Origin of the sequence: Muriicola sp. (assembly GCF_041567615.1) — a bacterium.
GTDB lineage: Bacteria > Bacteroidota > Bacteroidia > Flavobacteriales > Flavobacteriaceae > Muriicola.
Genome location: NZ_JBFGBM010000039.1, coordinates 1 through 15619, shown reverse-complemented (window position 1 = coordinate 15619; position 15619 = coordinate 1). Strand labels below are relative to the sequence as shown.

Genomic DNA, 15619 nt, shown 5'->3' with positions numbered 1-15619 from the left:
TTTTTACTGACGATAAAGGACCCGTTCTTAAAGTTGACCACATACCCTTCAAGGGCTGTGAGCTGATCAGGGGTGGCATTTTCCAGGTCGAAGGACGGAAAGATCACATAGTTGGCCACTCGTGGAAAAGGACCTGTTGCCTCTGTCGTGAATTTGACAGGAGGGAGTCCTAGGCTCTCAAAATCGGTGCCTTCCGGCAACCCTTCCACGGTGAAACCAAACTCATAGTCCTGGCCATATTCAATTTGGACATCGTTGGCGGCTATATTGATCGCGATGGTCCCGGGATCCAGCAGGAAGATAGGATTCGACTTTCCTCCGTCGCCTCCCAGTGGCGTAGTAGAATTCGTAAACACCGTCACCGGGTCATTCCCTGTGAAGGGACCTACAAGGACCTTGAGCTCTGTTGGGTTCTCAGGATCATAGAAGGTGATGGGCAGCTCGTCTTCCCCAAACAAAACGGTAGGGTCCTCAGGAAAATAGTCCCCGTTGATCGTAAGTTCGAATTCGTCTGCGCTCACCACTGAACCTTCGGGAGAGGTAAAGGCTATATTGAATCCTGAAATGAACCCGGTCTGGGCCGCGATATTCTTGAAAGCCGCAAGGGCATCCATCACCCCGTCGCCTAGCTGGGCCTCATTGCCCACTTTAACGGCATTATCCTTAAATAGTTGCAGGACATCAACGGGATTACCAGGCCCGTACCAGGAAGGAAGGGCCGACTCCATAAGGGCAAAGGCCGAAGCCACATGCACCACGGAGGCAGAAGTGCCGAAAAAATTCTTAAACGGATCCCCGTCTACGGGAATTCCCCCAACTTCATTTTGCCCTATGGTCAATACGTTGGTATTCACCCCGTCATAGGAAGACAAAGCTACACTGGGGACAGATCCATCCGGCAGGACCCCTGCAAAGGATGAAAAGGGCTGGGCCTGAGGATTGTCTGCCTTTCTGAAATCCACGGCGCCGATCGCCAGGACTTCAGGGGTCATGGCATGGCCTGTGATCGTCGGGGCACCATCGAAGTATTCCAGGACATCGAGGTTGTTCTTCACATAAATGATATATCTGAAAGGCAGGGGTCCCGGATTTCCACTGCCACTGGTGATCAGGAAATTGGCTTCCCCGTCGGCCAGGGCCTTGAAGGTGATATATTCAAGGGCATCCCGCGCCTGGTTGTAAAAATTATTACCGACCAGGAGTCGTTGCTGGTCGTCCACCACCCAGATATCAAGGTCATTCGTAGCACCCAGCTGGTTGTCCTCGGAGGCAAAGTCTTCAGCGTAATACAACACGATAAAGTAGGTTTCCCCGGCCTTGACACTGAAACGCTGATAAATGTCATCCACCCCGTCAAAAGCGTGGGCTACCGTACCGGCATCCGGGAGAAACGCAGGCAGGTCAGCATTCTGAGCTTCCCGGAAAACATCCTGATAGGCAGCATTCGAAAAGTTACCTGCAGAAGTAAAATAATAATTCCCTCCGGGCAGTACCTCCTGTATGGCCATCCCTATGTTGGTCCCTCCAAAGGCACTTACTCCTGTAAAGGTGATATCATCGATTAAGACCTTATTCGTAGTCCCAATAAAATCCCTGATGCCGAGTTCGAAATCACGGGGAGACAGCACTCCTGTGCGGAAGGCCAGGTCTGCACCCGGGGCAATATCATGGGCGATCTGCAACATGGCCCTGCCCTCATCAGAGAGCTGACCAAAGGTATAGGGGTATTCCTTGATCACCCTCACGGGTTTATCATACCCATTTGGGTTACCGTTTCCGGCTATCCCGGGCAGGTCTCCGTTACCTACATCTATAGCCTCATTGGTCGGCTGTCCGGGCTGAGGGGGATTGGCGTCAAAACTGTTGGAAAACACAACGATCTCCACGCCCTTTCCATCTACAGGGACACTTTTTTCCGGAGTAACGATCCTGAAGGAACGCCTGACCTCGTCGGACTTCTGGGCAGCATCCCCCTGGGACACGGCTTCTCCCGTACCTTCATCAACACCGGAGGTAAATGGTGTGTACAGGGCCTGGGCAGACCTGATGATGTCAAAATAATCCGTCAAAGCTGGAGCTGGGGGTGCCGGCGGTGGAGGGGGGAGTATTTTGTCGATAGGGAAGAAGACATCCACGGCTGATAGCCCTTCCGAGACGATGAGGGCGGGGTCTACGATAAAATCGGAGAGGGCTGCCTGGGTCGAATACTGTAACCCGAAAACATTTCTCAGCATATCAATAACCTCCTGGGTCTTCCCAAAAATGGGAGTTATCTGGATCAGGACCTTCTCTTGCGGATTGATCTGGTATATGATGGAGGAGGGATCGTCTCCTGCGGTTCCAGCTGCCAGGGAGATGAGTTCCGGGCTTACGAATCCATCTGTCTTCCCGTTGCCAGGTCCGATCACCGGTACAATAAAAGGCTCCTCCGGGCACACCGGTGATTCCAGGGTAGCCCTTATCTTGCTATCACTAGAGCTGTCCCAAACCACAGTCCACTTGGCATGTCCGTTTTTTGCAAATACAACAGAGACCGCATTTTCATGGGTTCCGGGTTCGAAGGCAGTAAAGACCTGAATCTTCTGTATACCATCAAATTCTGAATCTTCGACCTTGTCGCTCAGGAATATATAACTATCCGCGGCAGCAATGGTCTTGTTGGTGGGGTTGGTATATCCAAAACTGGCCTTATACAGCCCGTTGCCAATATCCTCTGCACAGGTAAACAGGGTCACCTCCTTGTTATTTTTCCCTTTTTGGGCGTAGGTTTGGAAGCTCAGAAAAAGAAATGCCAGATAAAACGGCATATACTTCAATATCTGAGATACATAGAATAGAGTGAGAGGCTTTGCGTCAGGAGCTATCCGGGCGGTTGGGCATTGGGTTGTGGTTTTCATCGTTGGTCATTTGGCTATTTGGTTATGGTCTTTTTATTGGGTATAAACTCTCTTGACTAAGACAAAAAAAGATTTCCCAACTAAAACACTCCATAGCTGAGTTAGGTCTGAAAAAAGCGCCTATAAATTACAGACGCCGTAATTCACCGGTAATGATAAGAAAGGGGATTGTATAGGGAAGATAGCGAAAAAACCTATTCGAATAAGGTTTTTCAGCTTGATTTGCAGGGTTTTGCAATAAAATACCCAAAAATTAACACTGGAGAGCAGTCTGCCCTCTCAGATTTAGAGGAAACTCTGAATAGCAAGATCATAAGATCTCAGACCAAAACCCAGGATTACCCCTTTGGCGCCCGGGGAAATATAGGAGACATGCCGGAAGTCTTCCCGGGCAAAGGTATTGGAGATATGTACTTCCACAACCGGGGTGGTGACCGCTTTTACGGCATCACCAATACCCACTGAAGTGTGGGTGTAGGCTGCGGCATTGAGAATGATGCCGTCATAAGTAAACCCAACCTCCTGTAGCTTGTTTATGATCTCCCCTTCGATGTTCGATTGAAAATAGGCGAGCTGAACGTCCTTGAATTTCATTTGCAACTGGGCAAAATAGTCCTCAAAAGAAGTGCTCCCATACACGTCGGGTTCGCGCTTTCCCAGCAGGTTTAAATTGGGACCGTTTATTATTATGAGCTTCATGGGATAAATGTAAGGATTCCTACCCCAAGTGCAAAAGTATGTGCCCGAGCGAAAACATTAGGCTGATAGTCTACAAGAAAATCAGAGTCTCCTGGGGCGTACTTGTATGGTATGCATGATCCCGACATTGACCGTAGACCAGGTGGCCCCGTCTAATTGTATACCGGTGTAGGAGAAATTCACCTCTGTATTGGTCCCAAAGAGATACCCGATCACCGGGCGGTAGTAGAGTCCGCCTTCATTCCCGTCATTGATCCCTACGGCATAGCCTGCATCCCCACCAAAAGAGAAAGAATTGGAAGGCCAGATGCGGAAGGATCCGGCCAGGGGAAGGAATTGTATACTGGGCAGGTCAGGACCCCCATCGAAGTTATCGGGAAAACCATTGATGAATCCGGTCATCACACCCGCGTCCACGACCTCTCCGAGGGCGTGCATATAGCCCACATCCACTGCGGCCGACAAGACCACGGCGTCCTTAAAATCATTAAACGGAAAACTCCCTTGTATGCCTATCTTGATCCCTTCCTGTGCGAAGACATAGGATCCAAGAAGAACAGTCATCAATACTAGGATTTTGTGCTTCATGCTGGTTTGGTTTTTCTGTATTGTGAGTTTCAGATCCGTTTCCCTCATATTTTTTAAGGAGAATTACGCTGGATCCGTCATAGTTGTACCCTGTGTAAACGCCGAAGGTCCTATCTTTATTTCATGAATTGGGAACAGGCCATAAAGGATTACCGCAATTATCTGAAACTGGAACGCGGACTCTCGGAGAATACGCTACAGAATTATCAGCGGGATGTGGAGAAACTGCTGCGTTTCCTGGAGAACGAGAACACCCCGCCTACCCCCCTCTCCATCGATCAGGAGTACCTGTCGGGATTTGTCTATGAATTGGGTAAATCCGTTGCCCCACGCACCCAGGCCAGGGTGATCTCCGGCCTGAACAGTTTTTTCAACTTCCTCACCTTTGAGCAGTACCGGAAGGACAACCCCATGGAACTTATAGAATCTCCAAAATTAGGCCGGAAGCTACCCGACACCCTGTCGGTTGATGAGATAGATCGCCTTATCAGGGCTATAGACCTGTCTAAGCCAGAGGGAGAGCGGAACAGGGCCATGCTGGAAACCCTGTACGGGTGCGGACTCAGGGTATCGGAACTCGTACAACTCCGGATCTCTGACCTGTTCTTTGAGGAGGATTTTATCCGGGTCACCGGAAAGGGAAATAAGCAACGCTTTGTGCCTGTAGGGGCTGTCAACCAGAAATACATCAATTTATATCGCTACCAGGTACGCGTGCATCAGGAAATCCAAAAAGGGCACGAAGACATCCTGTTTCTGAACCGGAGGGGAAAAGGACTCAGCCGGGCGATGATCTTTACCATCATCCGAAACCTGAGCGAGAAAATCGGCCTGCGCAAAACCATTAGTCCGCACACTTTTCGCCATTCTTTTGCTACCCATCTCCTGGAGAACGGGGCCGACCTCCGGGCCATTCAGCAAATGCTCGGGCACGAAAGCATCACAACGACGGAGATTTACATGCATGTAGACCGCAGCCATCTTTCTAAAGTTCTGGAGAAATACCACCCCAGGAGGTAGGCAAGGGTATCACCATCCAGAATTATTGTGTCCCCTGCCCTGTACTTAATGAGTCATTTTATATATTTAACTCCATTTAAAATCGAAGACCTATGAAATACGTTCATCTGCTGGTACTGACTCTTTTTTCAGGGCTTAGCCTTCTGGCTCAGGAAGATTCGAAGAAGGTTCTCTCAGACCTCGATGCCCGTGCCCCTCAATACGGAAAAATTGCGCATGAGATCTGGAACCTCGCCGAAATGGGTTACCAGGAGGAACAGAGTGCTACCCTCCTGCAAAATACCCTGTCTGCCGAAGGCTTTCGCATAGAAAAAGGGGTGGCAGGTATTCCTACGGCTTTTATAGCCGAATTCGGGAGCGGAACACCCGTCATTGCCATACTGGGTGAGTACGATGCCCTCCCGGGGTTATCCCAGGAAGCAGTTCCCATGCAGAAGTCGGCCGGCAAAGCTGCGGGTCATGCTTGCGGACATCACTTGTTTGGTACAGCCTCCACAGCAGCGGCTATCTCAGTCAAGAACTGGATGCAGCAGAACAAGATCCCGGGGACGATCCGTTTCTATGGATGCCCAGCGGAAGAAGGGGGTAGCGGAAAAGTGTATATGGTGAGGGAAGGCCTCTTTAACGATGTGGATGTGGCCCTTCACTGGCATCCAGGAGCCTCGAACGCCGCCAGTGCCGGTGCTGCACTTGCCAATAAATCGGCGAAATTCAGGTTTTACGGAGTATCTGCCCATGCCGCAGGGGCACCGGACAAAGGAAGATCCTCCCTGGACGGGGTAGAGGCTATGAATATGATGGTGAACATGATGCGGGAACACATCCCCCAGGAAGCCAGGATCCATTACGTAATCACAGACGGAGGCAAGGCCCCTAACGTAGTTCCCAACTTCGCGGAAGTGTATTACTACGCCCGCCATTACTCCCGCGACGTGGTGATCGAGATTTTTGACCGTATCGTCAAGGCGGCAGAAGGTGCTGCCCTGGGAACAGGCACGACCATGGATTACGAGATGATAGGGGGTACCCACGAACTGCTTCCCAACCTGACCCTCCAGAAAGTGATGTACGATAACCTCAGTAGGGTAGGCGGCATCACCTATACGGCCGAGGAAAAAGCCTTCGGGGAAAAGATCGCGAAAAGCCTGGGAATGAACTCCCTCGATGAAGCCACAGCCCGGAACATTCAGCCGTACGAAACTACCGCTAGGGCGTCAGGGTCCACCGATGTGGGAGATGTGAGCTTTGCCGTGCCTACGGTGGGGTTGCGTACTGCCACCTGGGTACCCGGTACCCCTGCCCACAGCTGGCAGGCCGTAGCTGCGGGAGGTACCTCCATCGGTTCCAAGGGGATGATGGTGGCGGCCAAAGCCCTGACACTGACGGCCATGGATCTGTACAAGGATCCTGAACTAGTGAAAAAGGCTAAACAGGAATTTGTGGAAAGACGCGGGACTGATTTTAAGTACATCCCGTTGCTGGGCGACAGGGAACCTGCACTGAACTACAGAAATTAGGGACCCTTTATCTTTTTTTTCCATCCCTGTAACTAAGTCGGCGAATTCGATACTAATCCTAGTGACACCCGCTACAGCGTGAACAAAGAACTGGAACACCAATTCGTAACGGAACTGGAGAACAATCAGAACATTGTTCATAAAGTGTGTAGCCTCTACACGCACGACCGTGATTCGCACAATGACCTTTTTCAGGAAATCACCATTCAGCTCTGGAAGGCCTATCCAAAATTCCGGGGTGAATCCAAATTCAGTACGTGGATGTATCGTGTAGCCCTGAATACGGCGATCACCCTGTACAGGAAATCCAAAAAAAGGGTTCCCACTCAGGATTTTGATTCGGTACTCTTTAAGATCAAGGCAGATGAGTACGACCCGGAGGAAGAAAGACAACTCAAGCTGATGTACGACGCCATCAGACAACTGGGGGACATCGACAAGGCCCTTGTCTTCCTCTACCTGGAGGACAAGAGTTACAGCGAGATCTCCGAGACCCTGGGGATCACAGAGGTCAATGCGCGCGTAAAAATGAATCGAGTGAAAACGAAATTACGAACCATTCTCAATCCCTGAACCCATGATGGACGAATTGGAATTGCTGAAGAAGGACTGGAAGAAACAAGGAGATAAACTTCCCAGGCTCAGCTATGATGAGCTCTACGCCATGATCTGGAAACGCTCCTCCTCTATTGTGAAGTGGATCTTTATCATCAGCATTCTCGAGTTTGCCCTGCCCCACCTCCTTTACCTGCTTCCTTCGGCCCGGGAAGGCCTGGCCCTCTACGACGAATTAGGGCTGAGATACGCTATCCTGGGGTTGACGGTCCTTCAATACAGTGTGGTCTTTTATTTCATCTACCAATTCTACAAGCGGTATCGTGAGATCTCCGTACTGGACAGCGCTCGCGAACTCATGCGAAAGATCATACGCACTCGGAAAACGGTTAAGAACTACATCATTTTCGCCCTTTCTGTCTTCCTGCTCACCTTCCTGATCATCGCTATCGGTATTGTGTTCAGTGACGGGGACAGTTTCCTGCACGTCTTTGAACTGCAGGAAAAATCCATAGACATGAGCACCCGACAGTTGAAGCTCATCATCTCAGGGGTCATGATTGCCATGGGTATTGTCTGTACCGCGCTTCTTGGATTGATCTATTTCCTGATCTACGGTCTGCTGCTAAGGAAACTCGGAAGGAACTATTCGGAATTGAAAAGACTGGAAGTTTAGGCTTTTTTCGCACGCCACATCCGCTCTTTGTTGGCTTCTTCGTAGGCTAACAATTCTTCCATGGGGATCACTTTCAAAAAGGAAGGATGCTGTTCAATGGCAAATTCCAGTTTTTCGATGATCTCCTCTACGGAGTCATTCTCATAATCGATCTCCAGAGGTTCTTTGATGTGCATGGACTGGAGGATGCCTTTCTTTTTGATGTACAGGCCTTTTTTATCAAAAGAGCGTCGGAAGCCGTCAATGACCACGGGTACCACCACGGGTTTGTATTTCTTGATGATGTGTGCCGTTCCCTTTCTCAAAGGCTTCCAGGGGGTTGTGGTGCCCTGTGGAAAAGTGATCACCCAGCCGTCTGCCAGAGCCTTCCCGATATTGGAGATATCGCTCATCTTCACCTGCCTGTTCACGTTCTGCCCGTCAGCCCTCCAAGTCCTTTCAATGCTTATCGACCCCACGTAAGCGAGGATCTTGGTCAGCAAGCTCTTGCGCATGGTTTCGGCAGCAGCCACGTAGTACATGTTGAGTTTGGGATTCCAGAGGTACCCTACATTTTTGATGGAATCTGTCCTCCCGTTCAGGGCGGCATTAAAGACGTGGAACATGGCCACGACATCCGCAAAATAGGTCTGGTGATTACTCACAAACAGCACATTCCTGTCTGGCAGGGCCCTGATCACCTCAGACCCGTCGATCTCAAGTTTATTGAAGCCTTTGTAACGCTGGTGCGTCATAAGGCCGAGGATGCGGATGATCCATTTCTTGATAAACAGAATATGACCGAATGGATTCTTTTTAAACACAGGCATAGTCTACAAAACTACAAAATTAGGATTACAACACCTTTTTTATCAAACCCCGAATCTCATTGAGCATCATGGCCGTGGCGCCCCATACGGTATAGCCTTCCAAACGGAATGCAGGAACTTCAATGTTCCGGGCGTAGGAGGTGGAAAGTATTTGTGAGGTAAGGTATTCATCGTCAAGCACCTGGGCCAGGGGAACCTCTATGAGGTGGTCAACCTCCTCTTCCTGCAGCACAAAAGGAGCAGGGCGGTGATACAGACCTACAAATGGCTGTACCTCAAAATTGCTGGGCGGGATATAGACCTCACTTACCTCCCGGATCACTTCCACGTGTTTTGTGATCACCCCCACTTCTTCCCTGGTTTCCCTAAGGGCCGTATCTAGGATGGAGGAATCACCTTTCTCCTGCTTTCCTCCGGGAAAGGCCACCTGCCTGGAATGGATCCCGTTATACGATTTTCGCATGATAAAGAGCAAACGGGTCTGAGAAGCAGCATCGGGGTAAAATAAGGCCATCACCCCAGCTTTCCTGGGATTCTTTTTGAGGATCTTGCCTTCTTCCAGTTCACGGATCCTTACCTCCGGGGCCAATTTATAATGGGCTTGCCTTCCCGGAAGAGGCAGATTTTTTATTTTTGGAATCTGATCGGCAAAACTTTTAAAATCCATGTCTGTCCAAAAATTGATTTATCCCTTTGTAATCTTTATGTTGATTCTGTCGGCCTGTGGAGAGGCTCCTAAAAAACAACCTGATTCCCCTGCTGCCTCCGCTGAGGCTGACAATGCAGAGACCGTTGCAAAAATAACACAAGAAAAGGACACCATCCCCACAGAGGAGGAAGAAGAAAAACCCTTCGTGCTCACGGAGGAAAACGCCATCGACTTTTTTTTCAACTATCAAAAGAATCTGCCCACGACCCGGGTAAAACTCACGACCAGCCTGGGTAGCTTTACGGTAGAGCTGTATGACAACGTGCCCTACCACAAGGCCAATTTTATTTACCTCACCAAAAAAGGATATTTTGACAATACCATGTTTCACCGGGTCGTAAAAGACTTCATCATTCAGGGTGGAAATGCAGACAATGTGGAAACAGCCAGGAAGCGCAGCGAGATTGGGCGTTATCTCCTGCCCCCGGATACCCGCAAAGGATACAGGCACCACCGCGGGACGATCTCCATGCCCAGCAGTGAGATCAACAACCCCCATATGCTGGCGAGCCCCTATGAGTTCTTTATCGTGGTCACTGATCCCGGTTCCTATCACCTGGACGGGGGCTATACCCCTTTTGGACGGGTGGTGGAAGGCATGGATGTAGTAGACCTCATCAATCGCCAGCCGGTGGACGACGGCGACTGGCCGTCAAAAAATATTTATATCAAAAAGGCCGAGATCGTCAAGTGATCCTTGTAAACTCCTCCACTTTTTTCCAGACAACTAACCCTGTTCCCGCCGATAGATACTCGGCAAAGCGATTCTAAAGCGAACCGCGAGCAATCGTATTCCGATCACAATGACAATAGAGGCCGCATAGGCGTATTCATCCACAATGGGAAGGCGAATGAGCAGGAAAAAGCTCGCTCCTCCCAGGATACAGGCCGTGGCGTATATCTCCCTCCGGAAGATCACTGGGATCTCATTACACAGGATATCCCTGATCACCCCGCCAAAACAGGCGGTGATGGTCCCCAGGGCAATGCACATCAGGGGCATAAGTTCTGCCTGCAATCCTTTTTCTATCCCCACAAGGGTGTAAAGGCCTATTCCGATGGTGTCGAACAGGAACAAGGATTTCCTCAGGTATCTCAGGCGCTCCCTGAAAAGGATAGCGAAGACCACGGATCCCAGGATAGTATAGGCATAAACCGGAGCCAGCATCCAGGCCACTGGCGTATTGCCGATGAGCATATCCCTGAGCGTGCCACCGCCTACAGCCGTTACAAAGGCGATGATAAAGACCCCGAAAAGGTCGAGTTTCTTATCCATGGCAACCAGCACCCCCGAAATCGCAAAAGCAATAGTACCCAGTATATCGATGGTCAGGTAGAACATATCTTCTCTTTGGCGTTAAAATAAGTATAAATTGAACGGATCATCACTACACTCAACAAAGAACTTTTATTTTTAAGGTTCAAAATCAATCCTTAGGCATGATGCCTTTCCTGAAACTCCTATTCTTCCTCCTTATGTCACAAGTATCGTTAACACTCTTTCAATTTTCTGAGCAGGCTGATCTGAGCGCATGGAGGATAGTCAATGACGGGGTAATGGGTGGCCTGTCTGAAGGAAAGATTTCCCTAAATGAGAACGGGCATGGTGTTTTTACGGGATTCGTATCCCTTGAGAACAACGGTGGGTTTACGATGATACAGCATGCATTCAAGCCTGTAGAGGTTGCCGAATTCAACTCCCTGGAGATCAGGCTGAAGGGCGATGGTAAAAAATATCAAGTACGTGTAAAATCAAGTCCTGCTCAGTATTACAACTATTCGCATCTTGTTAGTACTACTGGCAACTGGCAGACGATCAGGATCCCTTTCTCTGAATTCCTGCCTCAATTCAGGGGTAGGAAACTCAGCAAAGCTCCCTACCCAGGTGAGCAAATGGGAGAGGTTGCCATCCTGATCGGCAATAAAAAGGCAGAATCCTTCAGATTAGAGATCGAGAAGATCACCCTCAAATAAATGATCCCTTCAAGGCAGAAGTTTTTATATCTTGTTTCAAATTCCCAAACCATGATACGATCTAAAATATTTACCTGTTTTTTGATATTCACGGGTATGAGTGTGGTCGGACAGGAGATCCCTGATGTGGATCAGGATCGGCTTGAAGATACCATATACATGCTTGCCCAACGGGGGATGATGGAAAACGGGGAAACCAACCGGGTCGCCTTTAGCGATGCCGACCTGCAGGGACGGGCTTATGTCATTTCCCTCATGCAGGTGAGCGGACTCGAGGTGAGCGTAGACTACGCAGGGAATATCATCGGAAAAAGAAAGGGAAATAATCCCAAGTTGCCGCCCATCGGGTTTGGATCTCATATTGATATGGTCCCCAATGGAGGGAATTACGATGGGTGTGTGGGATCTCTCGCGGCCATAGAGGTGGTCCGCACCCTGAACGAGGCCGGGATCCAAACCGATCATCCCCTGGAAGTATTCATCTTCTCCAATGAAGAAGGAGGGGTGATGGGAAGCCGCGCCCTGGTCGGGGATCTGAAGGAAGAGGCCCTGGGGGTGGTCAACAGCACAGGATATTCCATGAGGGAAGGGATCAACAGACTTGGGGGTAATGCTGCCCTTATTGCCGAGGTGGAACGACCTGAAGGCAGCCTGACGGCTTTCCTGGAATTACATATAGAACAGGGAGGCATCCTTCACAGGGAAGGTATAGATATCGGGGTAGTAGAAGGGATCGTAGGGATCAAATGGTGGGATGTAAAGGTAACCGGGTTTGCTAACCACGCGGGGACTACACCCATGGATATGAGGCAGGATGCCCTTCTGGCCGCTGCTCAATTCATCCTCGCGGTGAATGAGGAAACCCTGAAAATGGACGGGAAGCAGGTAGGGACTGTGGGGCGTATCCAGGCCTTGCCCGGAGCACCCAATGTGATCCCCGGGGAGGTGCAGTTGAGCCTGGAAATACGGGACCTGTCTACAGAAAAAATGGAAAAACTTTTTCAGGCTATTGAAGCAAGAGCCTCGACGATAAGCCGGGAGACGGGAACGACATTCTCCTTTACGCCTATAGACGCCACCTCGGCCCCTGCCCTGACAGATACAGGGATCAGGAAGATGATCGCAACAGCATCAGAAGAACTCGGCCTGAGTACCAGGAACATGCAAAGCGGGGCAGGACATGATGCCCAGGATATGGCCCGGATCACGCCTGTGGGGATGATCTTTGTGCCCAGCGTGAACGGAATCAGCCATTCGCCCAAAGAGTATACCTCCCCTGAGGATATGGCCAACGGGGCCAATGTGCTGCTGCGCACCCTGCTCAAAATCGATGCATCCTGGTGATTTGGATGCTGATCTTTTTCAGAAAAGCTCCATATCGATAAAACAAAGAATTATAAACACCAATAACCTCATCTCATGACCCAAAAATTTATCTCATTTACCCTCATCTTCCTCTTAGGTCTTGGAACCTATGCCCAATCCATCACCGGATTCAAATCCGAAAATGCGGCAGTACAGCTGGAGCTGGAATCCCAATTCGAATCCCGCCTGAAGGCCGAGAATCTGGATGTCTGGATGCAGCGCCTTGCCGCTGAACCCCACTGGGTGGGCACTGAATACGGAAAAAAGAACGCCGAATGGATGGCAGAACAGTTCAGGTCCTGGGGTTACGACACTAAGATCGAGACGTACCACGTCCTCTTCCCTTATCCAAAGATCCGGGAACTGGAACTTGTGAGTCCGGATCCTTATACAGCCAAGCTCACGGCTGTCCCAGTGGAGGGGGACCCCTATACCGCCCAAGGTGAGGCACTTCTGCCGAGTTACAACGCCTTCTCCACAGATGGAGAAGCAGAAGCAGATCTGGTCTTTGTCAATTATGGCATCCCCCGGGATTACGAGGAACTCGAAAAAATGGGAATCGACGTGAAAGGAAAGATCGTCATTGCCAAATACTACGGCTCGTGGAGGGGAATCAAACCCAAGCTGGCCGCGGAGAAAGGAGCCATAGGCTGTATCATTTACTCAGACCCTGAAGACGACGGATATGTGAGAGGTGATGTCTATCCCGAAGGGGCTTTTAAGAACAAGACCGGGGTACAGAGAGGCTCCGTGATGGACATGCCCCTGTATCCGGGAGACGTCCTTACCCCCGGCTATGCCGCTAAAAAGGATGCCAAAAGACTCGACAGGAAGGATGCTCCCACGATTACAAAGATCCCTGTCCTCCCGATCTCCTACGAAGATGCCTTACCCCTCTTATCGGCTCTGAAAGGACCCGTAGCCCCGAACTCCTGGAAAGGCGGACTGCCCATCACCTACCACGTCGGCCCAGGTCCGGCCAAGGTCCGGATCAAGCTGGAATTCGACTGGAAGATCACTCCCGCCCACAACGTCATCGCCATGCTTGAGGGAAGTACCTACCCAGACCAATGGGTCATGAGGGGTAACCACCACGATGCCTGGGTACACGGGGCCAATGATCCCGTGAGCGGGATGGTGGCCGTCATGGAGGAAGCCAGGGTCATAGGAGAAATGGCCAAACAGGGCAAGCGCCCGAAGCGGACCGTGGTCTATGCCGCCTGGGATGCCGAGGAACCCGGACTCATCGGGTCTACGGAGTGGGTTGAGGATCACGAAAAGGAATTGCAGGCCAAACTGGTTGCCTACATCAACACAGACAGTAATGGCCGTGGCTTTTTCGGGGCCGGAGGTTCCCATACGCTCCAGACCATGGTGAGTGAGGTAGCCGATGCGGTCACCGATCCACAGACCGGAGTCTCCATTAAAGAAAGACGGATCGCACGTCAGCTGGCGGGAGGCGGAAATGCCAACTTTGAGCTGAGTGCATTGGGATCTGGATCGGATTACACCCCCTTTATCCAGCACGCGGGAATCGCTTCCCTGAATATAGGTTTCGGAGGGGAAAATGCCGGAGGGGAATACCATACCATCTACGACACCTATCCCCATTACACCCGATTTAAGGATCCCGGATTTGCCTACGGGGTGGCCCTGGCGAACACAGCCGGGCGCATCGTCCTGCGGATGGCGAATGCCGATGTGCTGCCCTTCGAATTCAAACAATGGCATGCCACTGTTTCAGGGTATCTGAAAGAGATCATGGAGGAAACAGAGAGCAGGAGAAAAGAGGTGAAACGCCATAATGAACTGGTGGCCAGAAAGGCCTATGCCCTGGCTGCTGATCCACGGGAAAACATCGCTCCACCCAACAAGAAAGAAGAGATCCCTTACCTTGATTTCTCCCCTCTTCAGAACAGCCTGGCCCGATTGGGAGAACGGATCGAAGAGCTGGAATCCCTTTCCCCGGAATCCCTGTCGGTTGAAAAACAAAAAGCCCTCAATGAAGCTCTTCAGGGCACGGAACAAATCCTTACCGATATGACAGGTCTACCCAGAAGACCCTGGTTCAGGCATCGGCTCTACGCCCCGGGATTCTATACAGGGTATGGGGTGAAAACACTACCTGGTGTTCGTGAGGCCATTGAACAGGAAAACTGGAAGGAAGCCCAGGAGCAGATCGGAATACTGGCCAGGACCCTGGAAAGGATGGATCAACAAGTGATAAAATTGATCGGTCTTAGTAAATGACATGTTTAAGGAAGGTTAGCCACTTCCTTTCGGGCGGCTTCGAACTCTTCCATCATATCCCGAACGATCTGGGCGGCTGGCTTGATATCGTGGATAATAGCTGAAACCTGTCCGATCTCGAGCTCCCCTTCCTCAAGGTCGCCTTCAAACATGCCTCGTTTGGCCCTGGCCCGACCCAGGAGTTCCCTGAGTTCTTCCGGAGTGGCACAACGACTGTAGGCTTCCTGCACCTTTTGGTAAAATCCGTTCTTGAGCATGCGGACAGGGGCCAATTCCTTTAAGGTGAGCTGAGTATCCCCCTCCCCGGCTGCTACCACCCTGTCCTTAAACGCTCTGTGGGAAGAGGCCTCGTCTGAGGCCACAAAACGGCTGCCGACCTGGACACCGTCTGCCCCCAGTACCATGGCTGCCAGCATAGACCTGCCCGTGGCAATTCCACCGGCAGCGATCAGCGGGATATGGATCTTTTCTTTGACCGCCGGAATCAGGGTAAGAGTTGTGGTCTCGTCCCGACCGTTGTGTCCCCCTGCCTCAAAACCTTCAGCCACTACGGCATCTAC

Annotated in this window: 15 protein-coding genes; 8 read left to right on the top strand and 7 right to left on the bottom strand. The window is 50.8% G+C overall.

From position 1 onward, the window contains the following. The 3 genes from ABYP73_RS04365 to ABYP73_RS04355 all read right to left on the bottom strand — a co-directional run. On the bottom strand, positions 1–2807 hold a 2807-nt coding region (locus ABYP73_RS04365; RefSeq protein ID WP_372973556.1), incomplete at its 3' end, for a S8 family serine peptidase. Positions 2808–3182: 375 nt separating this feature from the next. Beyond that, positions 3183–3596, bottom strand: coding sequence for a type II 3-dehydroquinate dehydratase (gene aroQ / locus ABYP73_RS04360; protein WP_372945330.1), 414 nt, complete (start codon positions 3594–3596; stop codon positions 3183–3185). A gap of 81 nt (positions 3597–3677) precedes the next feature. After that, positions 3678–4184, bottom strand: a complete 507-nt coding sequence (locus ABYP73_RS04355; RefSeq protein WP_372945329.1) for a hypothetical protein — start codon at positions 4182–4184, stop codon at positions 3678–3680. Positions 4185–4307: 123 nt separating this feature from the next. Between ABYP73_RS04355 and xerD the strand changes: the two genes are divergently transcribed. The 4 genes from xerD (at position 4308) to ABYP73_RS04335 (ending at position 7952) form a co-directional block, all read left to right on the top strand. Beyond that, positions 4308–5204 carry a site-specific tyrosine recombinase XerD gene (xerD, locus tag ABYP73_RS04350; protein ID WP_372945328.1) on the top strand — a complete coding sequence of 299 codons (897 nt, stop codon included), beginning with the start codon at positions 4308–4310 and terminating at the stop codon, positions 5202–5204. 92 nt (positions 5205–5296) lie between these two features. Further along, positions 5297–6721, top strand: a complete 1425-nt coding sequence (locus ABYP73_RS04345; RefSeq protein ID WP_372945327.1) for an amidohydrolase — start codon at positions 5297–5299, stop codon at positions 6719–6721. A 78-nt stretch (positions 6722–6799) separates the two neighbouring features. Beyond that, complete coding sequence (locus tag ABYP73_RS04340) at positions 6800–7294, top strand: RNA polymerase sigma factor (protein WP_372945326.1); 495 nt, start codon at positions 6800–6802, stop codon at positions 7292–7294. A 7-nt stretch (positions 7295–7301) separates the two neighbouring features. Then, positions 7302–7952, top strand: coding sequence for a hypothetical protein (locus tag ABYP73_RS04335; protein WP_372945332.1), 651 nt, complete (start codon positions 7302–7304; stop codon positions 7950–7952). On the opposite strand, the gene ABYP73_RS04330 is transcribed toward ABYP73_RS04335, so the two are convergent. Together ABYP73_RS04330 and ABYP73_RS04325 are read right to left on the bottom strand one after the other, a co-directional pair. After that, a complete protein-coding gene (locus ABYP73_RS04330) occupies positions 7949–8761 on the bottom strand; it encodes a lysophospholipid acyltransferase family protein (RefSeq protein WP_372973555.1) in 813 nt (270 codons plus the stop codon). The genes ABYP73_RS04335 and ABYP73_RS04330 overlap by 4 nt on opposite strands. Before the next feature lie 25 nt (positions 8762–8786). Next, a complete protein-coding gene (locus ABYP73_RS04325; RefSeq protein WP_372945324.1) occupies positions 8787–9428 on the bottom strand; it encodes a CoA pyrophosphatase in 642 nt (213 codons plus the stop codon). A gap of 37 nt (positions 9429–9465) precedes the next feature. Between ABYP73_RS04325 and ABYP73_RS04320 the strand changes: the two genes are divergently transcribed. Then, entirely contained in the window at positions 9466–10164 is a 699-nt protein-coding gene (locus tag ABYP73_RS04320) for a peptidylprolyl isomerase (RefSeq protein WP_372945323.1), read from the top strand. Between the two features lie 33 nt (positions 10165–10197). On the opposite strand, the gene ABYP73_RS04315 is transcribed toward ABYP73_RS04320, so the two are convergent. Then, on the bottom strand, positions 10198–10812 hold the full coding sequence (locus ABYP73_RS04315) for a trimeric intracellular cation channel family protein (protein ID WP_372945322.1): 615 nt from the start codon (positions 10810–10812) through the stop codon (positions 10198–10200). 134 nt (positions 10813–10946) lie between these two features. Between ABYP73_RS04315 and ABYP73_RS04310 the strand changes: the two genes are divergently transcribed. The 3 genes from ABYP73_RS04310 to ABYP73_RS04300 all read left to right on the top strand — a co-directional run bounded on the left by ABYP73_RS04310 (position 10947) and on the right by ABYP73_RS04300 (position 15059). Continuing rightward, entirely contained in the window at positions 10947–11444 is a 498-nt protein-coding gene (locus ABYP73_RS04310; protein WP_372945633.1) for a CIA30 family protein, read from the top strand. Between the two features lie 51 nt (positions 11445–11495). After that, on the top strand, positions 11496–12788 hold the full coding sequence (locus ABYP73_RS04305) for a Zn-dependent hydrolase (protein ID WP_372973554.1): 1293 nt from the start codon (positions 11496–11498) through the stop codon (positions 12786–12788). A 75-nt stretch (positions 12789–12863) separates the two neighbouring features. Continuing rightward, complete coding sequence (locus tag ABYP73_RS04300; RefSeq protein WP_372973553.1) at positions 12864–15059, top strand: M28 family peptidase; 2196 nt, start codon at positions 12864–12866, stop codon at positions 15057–15059. 5 nt (positions 15060–15064) lie between these two features. Here the strand turns inward: ABYP73_RS04300 and ABYP73_RS04295 are convergent. Further along, a partial coding sequence (locus ABYP73_RS04295) for an NAD(P)H-dependent flavin oxidoreductase (protein WP_372973552.1) occupies positions 15065–15619 on the bottom strand: 555 nt, incomplete at its 5' end.